Here is a 1,063-nt window from a genome sequence, read left to right as displayed (position 1 = left end):
CCATGAATACCAAGTTGCACGCCATCTGCGACAGCCAGGGCCGGCCGCTGAACCTGTTTGTCACCGCCGGACAGGTCAGCGATTACATCGGCGCGCGGGCTCTGCTGGGCAGTCTCCCAGACGTGGAATGGCTGCTCGGAGACCAAGGCTACGATGCGGACTGGTTCAGAGATGCGTTGAAAGACAAGGGGATACGCGCCTGCATCCCGGGTCGGAAGCAGCGCAAGGCCACCGTTAAATACGACAAGCGCCGCTACAAACGCCGCAATCGGATCGAAATCATGCTCGGCAGGCTCAAGGACTGGCGGCGCGTCGCAACCCGATACGACAGGTGCCGGAAGGTCTTCCTCTCCGCAATCGCCCTCGCAGCAACCGTCATTTATTGGCTATGAGTCCTGACCCTAGAGAAGCGGTCACAATTCAAGGCCGGCCAGCCTCGGTAGTGAGTTGACTGAACAAATCCCCTGCCAATCGTATAAACAGTCAGCGCTCCGCCAACATCTCCAAAACGATTTCATTCAAGGCACTGATCATCTGCGCATGATCCTCGGTCGCCGCATCCAGCTTCTTCGCATGGTCCGCGAAACGCTCCTGCGCAGTGTCCGAAATCGATTTGGTCACCGGCATGCGGTCATACAAGTCAGAGAACTCAGCGGCTTCGGAGGCCAGAACGAAATATTGCACGGCCAGATCGGGGTGTTTTGCGGCAGCAGAAAACGCTTCTTCGGCCGCCTTTTCGAAGGCGCGCACGCCATTGCCATTGTCCTTGATGAGTTGAGCGAGGTCAGAAAATGCCATTTGAGACTCCATGGTCACGATGCGATGTCGGTCGCGCCGCCATTGCGGCCCGACCAGTCTAGGGGGGCGTGAAGAAACCGTTCGACCTCTTCGAGGGTTGCGGTATCGAAGTGCCGAGCCTCCTTGGCGTGATCAAGAACATCCCACCATGTGGCGAGGGAGTGCAGGGAGATTCCGTGGTTTGCCAGCGTTGTCCGGGTCTCCGGGAAGATATCATAGTAAAAGATCACCATCGTATCGGCGACCTCGGCTCCCGCCTGACGGA

General features: G+C 58.0%; 2 protein-coding genes and 1 pseudogene. 1 reads left to right on the top strand and 2 read right to left on the bottom strand.

What is annotated here, in order from left to right:
* Window positions 1–392 (top strand): IS5 family transposase (locus BU124_RS14480; RefSeq protein ID WP_143530030.1); only part of this gene is annotated, 392 nt, incomplete at its 5' end.
* Window positions 393–483: 91 nt separating this feature from the next.
* On the opposite strand, the gene BU124_RS14475 is transcribed toward BU124_RS14480, so the two are convergent.
* A complete protein-coding gene (locus tag BU124_RS14475; RefSeq protein ID WP_084864269.1) occupies window positions 484–798 on the bottom strand; it encodes a hypothetical protein in 315 nt (104 codons plus the stop codon).
* Between the two features lie 14 nt (window positions 799–812).
* A pseudogene (locus tag BU124_RS14925) lies at window positions 813–1,063 on the bottom strand (orotate phosphoribosyltransferase); the annotation flags it as partial.

This window comes from Salibaculum halophilum (genome assembly GCF_002094885.1).
GTDB classification, from domain to species: Bacteria; Pseudomonadota; Alphaproteobacteria; order Rhodobacterales; family Rhodobacteraceae; genus Salibaculum; species Salibaculum halophilum.
This window is presented reverse-complemented; position numbering and strand designations above follow the sequence as displayed.